Source organism: Citrobacter sp. On2M, assembly GCF_018035235.1.
Taxonomy (GTDB): domain Bacteria; phylum Pseudomonadota; class Gammaproteobacteria; order Enterobacterales; family Enterobacteriaceae; genus Citrobacter; species Citrobacter meridianamericanus.
Map to the genome: position 1 here is coordinate 1176865 of NZ_WPCV01000004.1, position 12235 is coordinate 1189099.

Consider the following 12235-nt stretch of genomic DNA (forward strand, 5'->3'; position numbering starts at 1 on the left):
TAAGACCTGTAGTAGAGGATACCTGCAATGAATCATCATCCTGTAAAATCATCCCGTATTGCATCCGTCGGCTATGACGAATCCTCTCACACGCTGGAAATTCGCTTTCACCAATTGGCTACCCTGCAATATCAGCATGTCCCTGCGCGTATTTTTCGTGATTTCCTGAGCGTGGTCTCTAAAGGTCGATTTTACGACGGCGTAATAAGAGGCAAGTTTCCTGAAATCAAAATAAAGTGATGCCAAAATGTGATCTTTGTCATTGTACATAAAGTGCCATTACGCGGTAAGCTTTAGGTGGATGCTTAAACAGGAGGTTTTATGAACAGAACGATTCTTGTACCCATCGATATTTCAGACTCAGAATTAACTCAACGCGTTATTGCCCATGTTGAAGCGGAGGCCAAAATTGACGATGCGCAGGTCCATTTTCTGACCGTTATTCCGTCACTGCCCTATTACGCTTCCCTGGGTTTGGCCTACTCAGCAGAGTTACCGGCCATGGACGATCTGAAAGCCGAAGCAAAATCTCAACTGGAAGAGATTATCAAGAAGTTCAATATCCCAACGGACAGAGTGCACATTCATGTCGCAGAAGGTGCACCGAAAGATAAGATTCTGGAGATTGCTAAAAAATTACCGGCTGATATGGTCATTATTGCCTCACACCGACCTGACATCACCACCTACCTGCTGGGCTCTAACGCCGCAGCGGTGGTACGTCACGCGGAGTGTTCGGTACTGGTAGTCCGCTAAGCTGTCTGGCCCGCACATCGCTGCGGGCTTTTTATTTCTACCACTTATACCTCACGATTCCTGCCCTAAATGTGCTGACATTTTTCCCGCTTATCCGTACCATACACGCCACTGTTTTCATATCAGACTTTTTTTGCCGGACTATCCGGCGTGATGCATACTCTTCTGATGCCACACTATGAATTGAGCCTCTATTAAATGTCGCAAAATCAAGATATTAGCAAGAAAGAACAATACAACCTGAACAAGTTGCAAAAACGTCTGCGTCGTAACGTGGGCGAAGCCATTGCCGACTTCAATATGATCGAAGACGGCGATCGCATTATGGTGTGCCTTTCCGGAGGGAAAGACAGCTATACCATGCTGGAGATCCTGCGCAATTTGCAGCAAAGTGCCCCAATCAGTTTTTCCTTAGTTGCGGTTAACCTCGATCAGAAACAACCCGGTTTCCCGGAGCACATCCTGCCAGAGTACCTGGAACAACTGGGCGTTGAGTATAAGATTGTCGAAGAAAACACTTACGGGATCGTCAAAGATAAAATCCCTGAAGGCAAAACGACCTGCTCACTCTGCTCTCGCCTGCGTCGCGGTATTCTGTATCGCACGGCAACTGAGTTAGGCGCCACCAAGATCGCGCTCGGGCACCATCGTGACGACATCCTGCAAACGCTGTTTTTAAACATGTTCTACGGCGGGAAAATGAAAGGCATGCCGCCGAAGCTGATGAGCGATGACGGTAAGCATATCGTTATTCGTCCACTGGCTTACTGCCGCGAGAAAGATATCGAGCGCTTCTCCGAAGCGAAGGGTTTCCCGATTATTCCGTGCAACCTGTGCGGCTCACAGCCGAACCTTCAGCGTCAGGTCATTGCCGACATGCTGCGCGACTGGGACAAACGCTATCCAGGGCGCATTGAAACCATGTTCAGCGCGATGCAGAACGTTGTACCTTCACATCTAAGCGATATCAATCTGTTCGATTTTAAAGGCATCAGGCACGGTTCAGAGGTTGTGGACGGTGGTGATTTAGCGTTCGATCGTGAAGAGATCCCGCTGCAGCCTGCGGGCTGGCAACCAGAAGAAGATGATGCTCAACTGGATGAGTTGCGTCTGAACGTGGTGGAAGTGAAGTAAGTCGAGAATGCCGGATGGCGGCATAAACGTCTCATCCGGCCTACAATGTGCATACGCGCCTGTAGGCCTGATGAGCAAAGCGCCACCAGACATTTCAGTGGGCGTTTATTTCAATAAACGAACCCGGCAGGTTTTGCCTTTAATTTTACCATTTTGCAATTGCTTCCATGCCTTATGCGCTACAGTCTGACGAACAGCGACATAAACATGCGCCGGATGAACGGCAATCTTACCGATATCGGCACCATCCAGTCCAATATCACCCGTCAGTGCACCCAGAACATCGCCGGGACGCATTTTAGCTTTTTTACCGCCATCAATGCATAACGTCGCCATCTCTGCTTCAAGAGGCAGAACCGAGACGTTAGCGGGCGCAGGCAGCCAGTTCAGCTTCAGTTGCAGCATTTCTGAAAGAATATTGGCTCGCTGGGCTTCTTCTGGCGCACAGAAACTAATCGCCAGACCGCTGTTGCCGGCACGCGCGGTACGTCCGATACGATGGACATGAACTTCCGGATCCCACGCCAGTTCGAAGTTAACCACCAGCTCGAGTGATTTAATATCCAGGCCACGCGCAGCGACATCGGTGGCAATCAGAACGCGTGCGCTGCCGTTGGCAAAACGCACCAGCGTCTGGTCGCGATCGCGCTGTTCCAGATCGCCATGCAGTGAAAGAGCACTTTGCCCCGCCGCATTCAGTGCGTCACACACGGCCTGACAGTCTTTTTTGGTGTTGCAAAAAACGACACATGAAGCAGGCTGATGCTGGCTGAGCAATTTTTGCAGCAGCGGAATTTTGCCGTGGCTGGAGGTTTCGAAAAACTGCTGCTCAATCGCCGGTAGCGAATCAACGGTATCAATTTCAATGGTTAATGGATTTTGTTGCACCCGGCCACTGATGGCGGCAATGGCCTCCGGCCAGGTCGCAGAAAACAGCAAGGTCTGGCGAGAAGCAGGCGCAAAGCGGATAACATCATCAATCGCATCGCTAAAACCCATATCCAACATACGGTCGGCTTCATCCATGACCAGTGTATTCAAAGCATCCAGAGAAACGGTGCCTTTTTGCAGGTGGTCGAGTAAACGCCCCGGCGTGGCGACAATAATATGAGGCGCATGCTGCAGAGAATCACGCTGTGCACCAAAAGGCTGCCCACCGCACAACGTTAAGATCTTGGTGTTTGGCAGAAAGCGGGCTAAGCGACGCAGCTCACCCGCCACCTGGTCGGCAAGCTCACGCGTCGGACACAGCACCAGCGATTGTGTCTGAAACAGCATGGCATCAATATGCTGTAATAATCCGAGACCAAAAGCCGCCGTTTTGCCACTGCCGGTTTTAGCCTGCACGCGAACATCTTTACCTGCCAGGATTGCCGGTAATGCAGCAGCCTGAACAGGCGTCATTTCAAGATAACCCAGCTCGTTAAGATTCTCGAGTTGGGTAGCAGGTAGAACATTCAGGGTTGAAAAAGCAGTCACAATTTAATCTCGCGATAAAAACTTACATTCAGCAGGCGCGTATCCTCGCAGATCTGCGCCCACGATGCGACAATTTAATCGGCTCTTCGTCCGGTGGCGGATCCGGCATTGGCTGCGGACGAGGAATGGGATCGGGAATGGGAACCGGATCGGTCGGTAGTGAATCAGTGTGTGGCGATACAATCAGACAACTCATATACCCCTCCAGTTATTGAGACTGACTCTTTTAGGGTAGACGTTGATTTCCTGCAGGCAAAAAAAAGCCGACTAATCTAAGTCGGCGTCGTACGAATCAATTGTGCTATGCAGTAATTCAAAAAAGGAAGTAAGACAATATGGAGCGCAACGCCCATCGCTTGACGTTGCATTCACCTGCGAGAGAGATATTGCCCCGAATAGGTAGATGGTTTATTGACTTCGCTCAAAAACCAGCACGTTTTCATGCGCAAAAGTCACTAAAAAACGTTGTTGTTACAACCATTTACTACGATGCAACCATAAAGTAACACCACCAATCAGGACCACTAACAGAATACAAAAAAGTGAGAAGCCAAATTGCCAGCCACCACCAGGGATACCGCCGAGGTTAACGCCAAACAACCCGGTTAAAAAAGTGCTGGGAAGAAAAACCATTGCCATCAATGACATTGTATAAGTTCGGCGAGCCAGAGACTCCTGCATCACCTGCGCAATTTCATCTGCCATAATACCGGTCCTGGCAATACAGGCATCGATTTCATCCAGCCCTCTCCCCAGCCTGTCAGCAATATCCTGCATCCGTCGCCGATGGTCGTCAGTCATCCAGGACAACCGTTCGCTCGCCAGACGGGCATAGACATCACGCTGTGGTGCCATATAACGGCGCATCACAATTAACTGCTTACGCAGTAATGCCAAGAAGCCACGCGGCGGGATCTGCTGATCGAGCAGGTTATCTTCCAGATCGATAATTTTGTCGTGCAACTGTTCGATAAATTCGCTGGCATGATCGGTCAGTGCATCACAGACATCCACCAGCCAACCGCCACAATCAGCTGGCCCTGTACCTTCCTGGAGGTCGCTGACTACGTCATCCAGTGCCAGCACTTTGCGCTGACGCGTTGAGACAATCAGACGTTCATCCATATATAAACGCATCGCTACCAGTTGGTCAGGCCGCTCGTCTGTACTGCCATTGATACACCGCAGCGTGATTAACGTACCTTCTCCTACTCTGCTGACGCGCGGACGCGTGCTTTCACCCGCCAGCGCATCACGCACGTTATTGGGAAGTAAAGGCGTTGTCGCCAGCCATTGCGCACTTTCAGGATGAGTATAATTAAGATGCAGCCAGCAGGCATGCTGAGTGTCGATAACATCGTTATCTTCCAGTGGTTTCACCCCACCACGGCCATCCAACAGCCATGCAAATACGGCATCCGGCACATTAACATCCGTTCCCTTAATGGCTTCCACAGCGCCTCCACAAACATTCAGCTTTTTTCGTTAGTCTAGCCGTCAGAATATGTTAAGCAATATCTCATTGTCCCATTGTGCTGAAATGACTCATAAAAGTATCTGATAATAAGTAAAGCGCCGACAAATGCGGCGCTTGTTGCGAGGCGATTCTGTTAAGCCCGTTGGCGTCTCTCAGAATCAAAAGCGTGACTTAAGCGAAACTTGTGCGTTCGAGACTGGAGGTCTGTCACTTGATTTTTCAGAATATCCGAAGAGTCTGACAGTTCATCCACCATAATGGCGTTACTCTGAGTCACGTTTTCCAGTTCCGCGAGAGCATGAGTAATACTGATGATCCCTTTCTCTTGCTCCTGCGTAGTGGTTAATATCTCGCTCATCAGTTGGTTTAATTGCCCGGCACCACCAACAATATCCTGCATATTTTTTTCAGCTTCACGCACAATAGCCGCACCTTGCTGAACGTTTTCATGAGTTTGGGCAATCAGATGTTTAATATTCTTCGCGGCATCTGCGCTACGATGCGCGAGCATTCGCACCTCTGCGGCTACCACGGAAAAACCTTTGCCATGCTCTCCCGCTCTCGCCGCTTCTACAGCGGCATTCAATGCCAGAATATTTGTCTGGAATGCAATACCATCTATCATGGTAATAATTTCTGTCATCTGCTGCGCACATTCGGTGATCGACTGCATATTGGTTGCGACCTGCACCATTAAATCCCCCCCCTGCTGGGCAGATAGCGTTGCAATATTGGCCTTAGCACTCGCCATTTGCGTATTCTCTGCATTGTTACGCGTGCTGACCGCTATTTCATCCATGTTAGCAGCCGTTTGCATTAATGCACCGGATTGCTGCTCTGTCTTTACTGATAACTCAGCGCTGCGTTCCGCGAGCTGTTCAGAAAGCGCCATAGCCGTTTGCGAGGATGTTCTGATCTCATTAACCAGTGTTGAAATATTACTTGATAAACTATTAATGCCGGGTATTAATCTCCCCGCACAGTTATTGCCAAACTCTGGAATACTGATCGCCAGATTCCCGGACGTCACTTCCTCAATGCTTCTTTTAACCGTATTAATTGGCATGACCAAATATTTCGTCATGTACCACCATAGACATAATATAGAAATTAAGCTTACTGAGTTAGTCCCAATGATAATCTCTGGGGGGGCCGAAAGAAATATTTCAACGACATTTAGAAAAAACGCCGTAATGAGCAGAAATAAAATAATAAAGGTTCTGACACTAATATCATTTAACATTTTAGTCCTGTGTGCCAAGAAATAACATGGATATTATTTTTTATAGCATCTGCAATCAAGATTTCCATAGCGCTGAGACGAAAGACGAACTTTCAATGAGAGTTTGTAATCCTTTCACTTAAGGCAGGCAATTATACTGGTAGTTTTTATTAATTAAGTATTTTACCCTACAAAAAATGAGGCTGAAGCTTGTCGTTAGATTATTGTGATGGCAAGCACGCCGTGCGCACAAAATGCACAGAATCATAAACCCGATGAATATTTGTATAAGTAAAGGACTGTCATTTTCAATGTTCGCCCCTTCCCTCTAATAGTCATTGTAAAAATACAAGGACATTCCCGGTTTTATCAGGTTAACTGGACAAAACCTGCTAAATTTATCATCACGTCTTTTTTTCGATAGGTAGTAAGATGTTGCACGTGTCGTGGGACCCTGTATTGATTGGGATTTCCTTTGTGGTCGCGTTTATTGCCTCCTTTATTGCTCTCGACAGTGCGGGCAAAGTGGCAATTTCCAGCAGACGTGAATCTACCTTCTGGCGACTCTCTGGCGGCGCTACGCTGGGTATGGGGATCTGGTCGATGCATTTTATTGGTATGCTGGCCATGAAAATGAGTATGCCAATAAATTATCATTTATCCCTCACAGCGTTTTCGTTCTTTATTGCGCTCATTTCTGCGACAGTCGCCATCAATATCGCTATTTCTGGTAATACACTATCAACAAAACGCCTGATCATTGCTACCAGTATATTAAGCGCTGGTGTTGTCACAATGCACTATGTTGGCATGTATGCCATTATCGAACATGTGGCTATAACCTGGGATCGCTCACTAATCCTGCTCTCTGTGATTATTGCCGTCGCTGCATCTGGGGTCGGTTTGTGGCTGGCCTTTCATTTACGCCAAAATAACCGTCGAGCGCTAATAAATCGGCTTATTGCTGCTTTTATTATGGCGGTGGCAATAGCCTCTATGCATTACACCGGTATGGGAGCTGCTACGTTCACCCACTTTGGACACACTGCGCACGATGGTCTCAGCACGCTGGAGCTTTCTATCTGGGTCTGCGCCGTCACGCTTGTTATATTGGGGATCATGCTGGTGGTTTCGATGGTGGATTCGCAACTCCGTACCTCCCGACTGGCTGACAACCTGCATCAGTTGAACTGCCAGCTTGAGCATCAGGTTCACTTCGACGCGCTGACCGGTCTCGCTAATCGTACGCAAATAGACACCTGTTTAGTGGCCTGCCTTCGGCATTCTAAACTGCATCAACAGCATTTCGCGTTGGTATTTATCGACCTCGATCGTTTTAAAGTCGTTAACGATACCTGGGGACATCACATTGGCGATCAGCTACTGATTGCCAGTACACAGCGAATCTTCAGCTGCCTTGATGACTCAATGACGCTGGCAAGACTGGGGGGAGATGAATTTATCTTGCTGGTCCCTGACTGCAACCAGCAGGTTATCTCCACCCTGCTGACGCGGATTGCCGATGTGATCGGTGAGCCCTTTAGCTTGTTCGGGCATACCATTCGGGTTTCGCTAAGTGCTGGGAGCAGCATTTATCCTGAACATGGCTCAACGCTGCATGAGCTAAAAGTGAAGGCCGATATGGCGATGTATCATGTCAAACAGACGGGCAGAAACGGCTGGGCTATTTATCATCCTGAAATGGAAGCTATCGCGGATACGCCGCCGACATTTTTACAGGAACTGTCACAAGCGCTTGAACGCAACCAGTTTGAGCTATGGTATCAGCCCAAATATACCGCTGGAGATCATTCCCTGACCGGTTTTGAAGCATTATTACGCTGGCATCATCCGGAACGCGGCATGCTGCTGCCAGCCGAATTTCTTCCTGCGTTGGAAGATACGGGCCTGATTATTCCCGTTGGGAAATGGGTTATCCAGCAGGCATGCTTGCAGTTGTATCAATGGAAATTACAAGGGAATACAGAATGGACGCTCGCCGTTAACCTCTCACCCGCCCAATTTGAACAGCATGATATTATTGATGTTGTTTGTAATGCCCTGGCACAATATCAGCTACCACCAGCCTGTCTCACGCTGGAACTCACTGAAAGCACCGCCCTTAAAAATTTAAAACGCAGCGTTGAAGTCCTGAATGCTTTCTCTACTTTGGGGATCACCGTTTCTATTGATGATTTCGGTACGGGTTATTCAAATATATTGATGCTGAAGTCTCTTCCAGCGCGAGAATTAAAAATTGACAGGATATTTGTCAAAGATATTAGTGAGAACAGCAAAAACACAAAAATTGTGTCTACCATTATTGACATAGCTCACTCCATGAATATGCGTGTGGTGGCAGAAGGAATAGAAACCCAGGAACAGGAAATACTCCTTACACAGATGGGTTGTTGCATGCTGCAAGGTTTCTTGTTTGCAAAACCGCTACCAGCACATAAGATTCATGAACTGATACAACCAGAAACCAGCATCAAACAAATGCCAGTCGTACAACCCTTGTCTCACCGACAATCAATAACATTGTGAGACGCAATATCTAAAATATTCGCCTTTTAACGGGCAACACAGCAGATAAAGATAACGGGATTATCGATGAGCACAACCGAGCTGCATTCACTGGATTTATTAACCTTTCCGGTATGGATTGTTTTGCCACATACCGAAGAGCTGGTATTCGCTAATAACGTTGCACGGGAGCTAATGCATGATCTCTGTTTTTCCCCGCTCCGCATGGGAACATTTTCAGCGCATGTTCAAAATGATTTAACCATGTATCTCAGCGACTTGCGAAATCTTCACCATATTGTGGAAATTCTCACGGTTTATCGCGAGGGTGAGGAGGCCGCGATGGCAAGTCGCCTCTCCATTAAAGCCCTGCCGGGTATGGGTGAAGTCATCCTTTTCGAAGGTATTGAAACACCTACTGCGCAGGGTCTGAAGGCGAGTCGTTCAGCAACCTACCAGCGGAAAAAACAGGGATTTTATGCACGTTTTTTCCAGACCAACTCCGCGCCAATGTTACTTATTGATCCGTCCCGCGATGGGTTGATCGTTGATGCGAATCTCAGTGCGCTCAATTTTTATGGATACACTCATGATGTGATGTGTCAGAAACATACATGGGAAATCAATATGCTGGGCCGCCGTATACTTCCGGTGATGCATGAGATCGCCCATCTACCCGGTGGCCATAAGCCTTTGCATTTTGTCCATAAACTGGCTGATGGGACTTCCCGTCATGTACAAACTTACGCCGGACCGATCGAAATATACGGTAATAAACTCATGTTGTGCATTATTCATGACATTACCGAGCAAAAGCGGCTGGAACAGGAGCTTGAGCGTGCGGCCATGCGAGATGTTTTAACGGGATTATTTAACCGCCGACATTTTTATCAGGTAACCGAGCCGGAGCAAACGCATGCGATATCATTGACGCAGGACTACAGCCTGCTGTTGATCGATACTGATCGCTTTAAAAGCATTAACGATCTGTTTGGCCATTTGAAAGGCGATGAAGTACTTTGCGCGCTGGCACGCACACTGGAATCCTGTGCACGAAAAGACGATCTTATTTTTCGCTGGGGTGGTGAAGAATTTGTGCTGCTTCTGCCGCGAACGTCGCTGGATGTTGCTCTCAACCTTGCAGAAGTGATCCGCGCGACGGTCGCAAAGGTGACTCTCCCTGGCCTTCCCCGCTTTACCGTCAGCATTGGCGTTGCCCGACATGAAACGAACGAAAGTATTGATGAATTATTCAAACGCGTTGACGACGCGCTATACAAGGCCAAGCACGAAGGCAGAAACAGAGTCTTGGCCGCCTGATGTATACGTTGATTAGCGATTGCGCTTCGCGTGACGCTCCCAGTTTTCCTGTTTTGCCTGCGCTGTTTTACGTAATGCCACATAGCATGCCCCGCTGCCGCCGTGATGCGGCAATGCGGTGCAGTAGGCCTGCACATCGTCAAATTCTGTCAGCCAGCGCGCCACATAACTGCGAATAATATTGGCATGAGCGTTATCGTCACGCCCCTTGCCATGTATCACTAACACGTTACGTAACCCATCCTGCCGTGCCTGCAAAATAAAACTGAAGAGCATCTGACGGCATGTTTCAACGGGTTGGCGGATGAGATTAAGGCTCGCCTGCTGCGGATATTTTCCGGTTCGCAGTTTATCTGTCACACCGTGCTGCAAACCTTCGCGCCGAAAAGCCAGCGGCTCGCTCAACGGAACAATATCGAGAAACCCCGTAGAGAGAAAGTTATCCAGTTGAAGCGTGTCGATACGCGCCGGGGTGCGAATATTACGCGTTGGCTGCCAATGTACATCGGCGGAGCCCTTCAGCGGTTGAACATCCCCCATCGCATCAAGAAACAGCGAATTATCATCCAGGTTCATGTTTCATCCTCCAGCGAATTACGACGAACGTTATCATAACCGCGCACTATTATACCGACAACGGTTTACGATTATTTCCAGTAATTCACCCGCTTGACTCCACTGAAAAGATCTACTCATAACATGCAGATATCCGTTTTTAGGGGTATAGCTGCAACGGTCAATGGCGTGATAATGTGTCACCTCGCCTGAACGCTGTAATGAGAGATACGGATGCTTAACTTACTGGAAGACATCATCGACACACCGCTTGGCCCGCTATGGGTTATTTGTGATGAGCAATTTCGCCTGCGCGCGGTGGAATGGGACCAACACAGCGATCGCATGGAACAATTGCTGGATATTCATTACCGCACAGAAGGCTATCAGCGTATGGCCGTCAAAAATCCTGGCGGACTAAGCGATAAGCTGTCGGAGTATTTTGCCGGGAACCTCAGCATTATTGATTCGTTGGAAACAGCAACCGCTGGCACGCTTTTCCAACGCGAAGTCTGGCAAGCATTGCGCACTATCCCCTGTGGACAGGTCATGCACTACGGTCAACTTGCCGAACAACTGGGACGTCCAGGCGCCGCCAGAGCTGTCGGAGCGGCTAATGGTTCAAACCCGGTGAGCATTGTGGTCCCCTGCCATCGCGTCATTGGACGTAACGGCACCATGACCGGATATGTCGGCGGCGTGCAACGAAAAGAGTGGTTATTACGTCACGAAGGCTATTTGTTACTCTAGATCCCAGGCAATTAATGCCTTATTCATCACACTTCCGTACAATGCGATCCTAAATTAAGTGTTTTCAATCAATAAGATACAATCATTTATCTCAGTTATGCCTGAATTATTCTCTCTTGGGAGTAGCTCAGACTTACGCGCTCACCAAAAAGATGTTAAAATTGACAAATATCAATTACGGCTTGAGCAGACCTATGATCCCGGAAAAGCGAATTATACGGCGCATTCAGTCTGGCGGTTGTGCTATCCATTGCCAGGATTGCAGCATCAGCCAGCTTTGCATCCCGTTCACACTTAACGAGCATGAGCTTGACCAGCTCGATAACATCATCGAGCGCAAAAAGCCTATCCAAAAGGGGCAGACGCTCTTTAAAGCAGGTGATGAGCTAAAATCACTCTATGCTATCCGCTCCGGAACGATTAAAAGCTATACCATTACCGAGCAAGGTGATGAGCAAATTACCGGTTTTCATCTGGCAGGCGACCTGGTTGGCTTTGATGCGATTGGCAGCGGCCATCACCCGAGCTTTGCCCAGGCGCTGGAAACCTCAATGGTATGCGAAATTCCTTTCGAAACCCTTGATGACCTGTCCGGTAAAATGCCGAACCTGCGTCAGCAAATGATGCGTCTGATGAGCGGCGAGATCAAAGGTGACCAGGATATGATCCTGCTGTTGTCAAAGAAGAACGCAGAAGAACGCTTAGCGGCCTTCATCTATAACTTGTCCCGTCGTTTCGCCCAACGCGGATTCTCCCCGCGCGAATTCCGTCTGACGATGACCCGTGGCGATATTGGTAACTACCTCGGTCTGACGGTTGAAACCATCAGCCGACTACTAGGACGTTTCCAGAAAAGTGGCATGCTCGCAGTGAAAGGTAAATACATCACTATTGAGAATAGCGATGCACTGGCCGTTCTTGCTGGCCACACGCGTAACGTTGCGTAATCTTTTCGCAAGCATCGCAATTATCCTTCTGTCAAATCGCTAAATTTCCTGATTTACCGATCTGGCAGA

General features: G+C 48.4%; 12 protein-coding genes. 7 read left to right on the plus strand and 5 right to left on the minus strand.

Annotation, left to right across the window (positions count from 1 at the left end; genetic code table 11):
• The first annotated feature begins 27 nt into the window (after window positions 1-27).
• The 3 genes from On2M_RS15930 to ttcA all read left to right on the plus strand — a co-directional run bounded on the left by On2M_RS15930 (window position 28) and on the right by ttcA (window position 1890).
• A complete protein-coding gene (locus On2M_RS15930) occupies window positions 28-240 on the plus strand; it encodes a KTSC domain-containing protein (protein WP_005126657.1) in 213 nt (70 codons plus the stop codon).
• An 81-nt stretch (window positions 241-321) separates the two neighbouring features.
• Complete coding sequence (gene uspF, locus On2M_RS15935; protein ID WP_003020369.1) at window positions 322-756, plus strand: universal stress protein UspF; 435 nt, start codon at window positions 322-324, stop codon at window positions 754-756.
• Between the two features lie 198 nt (window positions 757-954).
• Window positions 955-1890, plus strand: a complete 936-nt coding sequence (gene ttcA, locus On2M_RS15940; protein WP_016156617.1) for a tRNA 2-thiocytidine(32) synthetase TtcA — start codon at window positions 955-957, stop codon at window positions 1888-1890.
• A 105-nt stretch (window positions 1891-1995) separates the two neighbouring features.
• On the opposite strand, the gene dbpA is transcribed toward ttcA, so the two are convergent.
• The 4 genes from dbpA to On2M_RS15960 all read right to left on the minus strand — a co-directional run bounded on the left by dbpA (window position 1996) and on the right by On2M_RS15960 (window position 6089).
• Window positions 1996-3369, minus strand: a complete 1374-nt coding sequence (dbpA, locus tag On2M_RS15945) for an ATP-dependent RNA helicase DbpA (RefSeq protein ID WP_210905136.1) — start codon at window positions 3367-3369, stop codon at window positions 1996-1998.
• Window positions 3370-3397: 28 nt separating this feature from the next.
• Window positions 3398-3565, minus strand: a complete 168-nt coding sequence (locus On2M_RS15950; protein WP_187252367.1) for a hypothetical protein — start codon at window positions 3563-3565, stop codon at window positions 3398-3400.
• 275 nt (window positions 3566-3840) lie between these two features.
• Window positions 3841-4824 (minus strand): zinc transporter ZntB, encoded by a 984-nt coding sequence (zntB, locus tag On2M_RS15955; RefSeq protein ID WP_151219316.1) that lies wholly within the window; start codon window positions 4822-4824, stop codon window positions 3841-3843.
• A 155-nt stretch (window positions 4825-4979) separates the two neighbouring features.
• Complete coding sequence (locus tag On2M_RS15960; RefSeq protein WP_187252366.1) at window positions 4980-6089, minus strand: methyl-accepting chemotaxis protein; 1110 nt, start codon at window positions 6087-6089, stop codon at window positions 4980-4982.
• A gap of 411 nt (window positions 6090-6500) precedes the next feature.
• Here On2M_RS15960 and On2M_RS15965 point away from each other — a divergent pair, with 411 nt between their 5' ends.
• Entirely contained in the window at window positions 6501-8615 is a 2115-nt protein-coding gene (locus tag On2M_RS15965; protein ID WP_210905137.1) for a bifunctional diguanylate cyclase/phosphodiesterase, read from the plus strand.
• 66 nt (window positions 8616-8681) lie between these two features.
• Window positions 8682-9914 (plus strand): sensor domain-containing diguanylate cyclase, encoded by a 1233-nt coding sequence (locus On2M_RS15970; RefSeq protein ID WP_187252364.1) that lies wholly within the window; start codon window positions 8682-8684, stop codon window positions 9912-9914.
• A gap of 12 nt (window positions 9915-9926) precedes the next feature.
• On the opposite strand, the gene smrA is transcribed toward On2M_RS15970, so the two are convergent.
• The gene (gene smrA, locus On2M_RS15975; RefSeq protein WP_210905138.1) at window positions 9927-10490 is read right to left on the minus strand and encodes a DNA endonuclease SmrA; all 564 of its coding nucleotides are present in this window, start codon (window positions 10488-10490) and stop codon (window positions 9927-9929) included.
• 213 nt (window positions 10491-10703) lie between these two features.
• Here smrA and ogt point away from each other — a divergent pair, with 213 nt between their 5' ends.
• Both ogt and fnr read left to right on the plus strand, forming a co-directional pair.
• On the plus strand, window positions 10704-11219 hold the full coding sequence (gene ogt / locus On2M_RS15980; RefSeq protein WP_210905139.1) for a methylated-DNA--[protein]-cysteine S-methyltransferase: 516 nt from the start codon (window positions 10704-10706) through the stop codon (window positions 11217-11219).
• Between the two features lie 194 nt (window positions 11220-11413).
• Complete coding sequence (fnr, locus tag On2M_RS15985; protein WP_003020397.1) at window positions 11414-12166, plus strand: fumarate/nitrate reduction transcriptional regulator Fnr; 753 nt, start codon at window positions 11414-11416, stop codon at window positions 12164-12166.
• Window positions 12167-12235: the final 69 nt, after the last annotated feature.

Bases quoted from the DNA above. Each gene is read 5' to 3' on its own strand.
- fnr (WP_003020397.1), top strand. From the start codon at position 11,414: ATGATCCCGGAAAAGCGAATTATACGGCGCATTCAGTCTGGCGGTTGT.
- On2M_RS15960 (WP_187252366.1), bottom strand. From the start codon at position 6,089: ATGTTAAATGATATTAGTGTCAGAACCTTTATTATTTTATTTCTGCTC.
- On2M_RS15930 (WP_005126657.1), top strand. From the start codon at position 28: ATGAATCATCATCCTGTAAAATCATCCCGTATTGCATCCGTCGGCTAT.
- ogt (WP_210905139.1), top strand. From the start codon at position 10,704: ATGCTTAACTTACTGGAAGACATCATCGACACACCGCTTGGCCCGCTA.
- On2M_RS15950 (WP_187252367.1), bottom strand. From the start codon at position 3,565: ATGAGTTGTCTGATTGTATCGCCACACACTGATTCACTACCGACCGAT.
- On2M_RS15970 (WP_187252364.1), top strand. From the start codon at position 8,682: ATGAGCACAACCGAGCTGCATTCACTGGATTTATTAACCTTTCCGGTA.
- uspF (WP_003020369.1), top strand. From the start codon at position 322: ATGAACAGAACGATTCTTGTACCCATCGATATTTCAGACTCAGAATTA.
- ttcA (WP_016156617.1), top strand. From the start codon at position 955: ATGTCGCAAAATCAAGATATTAGCAAGAAAGAACAATACAACCTGAAC.
- smrA (WP_210905138.1), bottom strand. From the start codon at position 10,490: ATGAACCTGGATGATAATTCGCTGTTTCTTGATGCGATGGGGGATGTT.
- On2M_RS15965 (WP_210905137.1), top strand. From the start codon at position 6,501: ATGTTGCACGTGTCGTGGGACCCTGTATTGATTGGGATTTCCTTTGTG.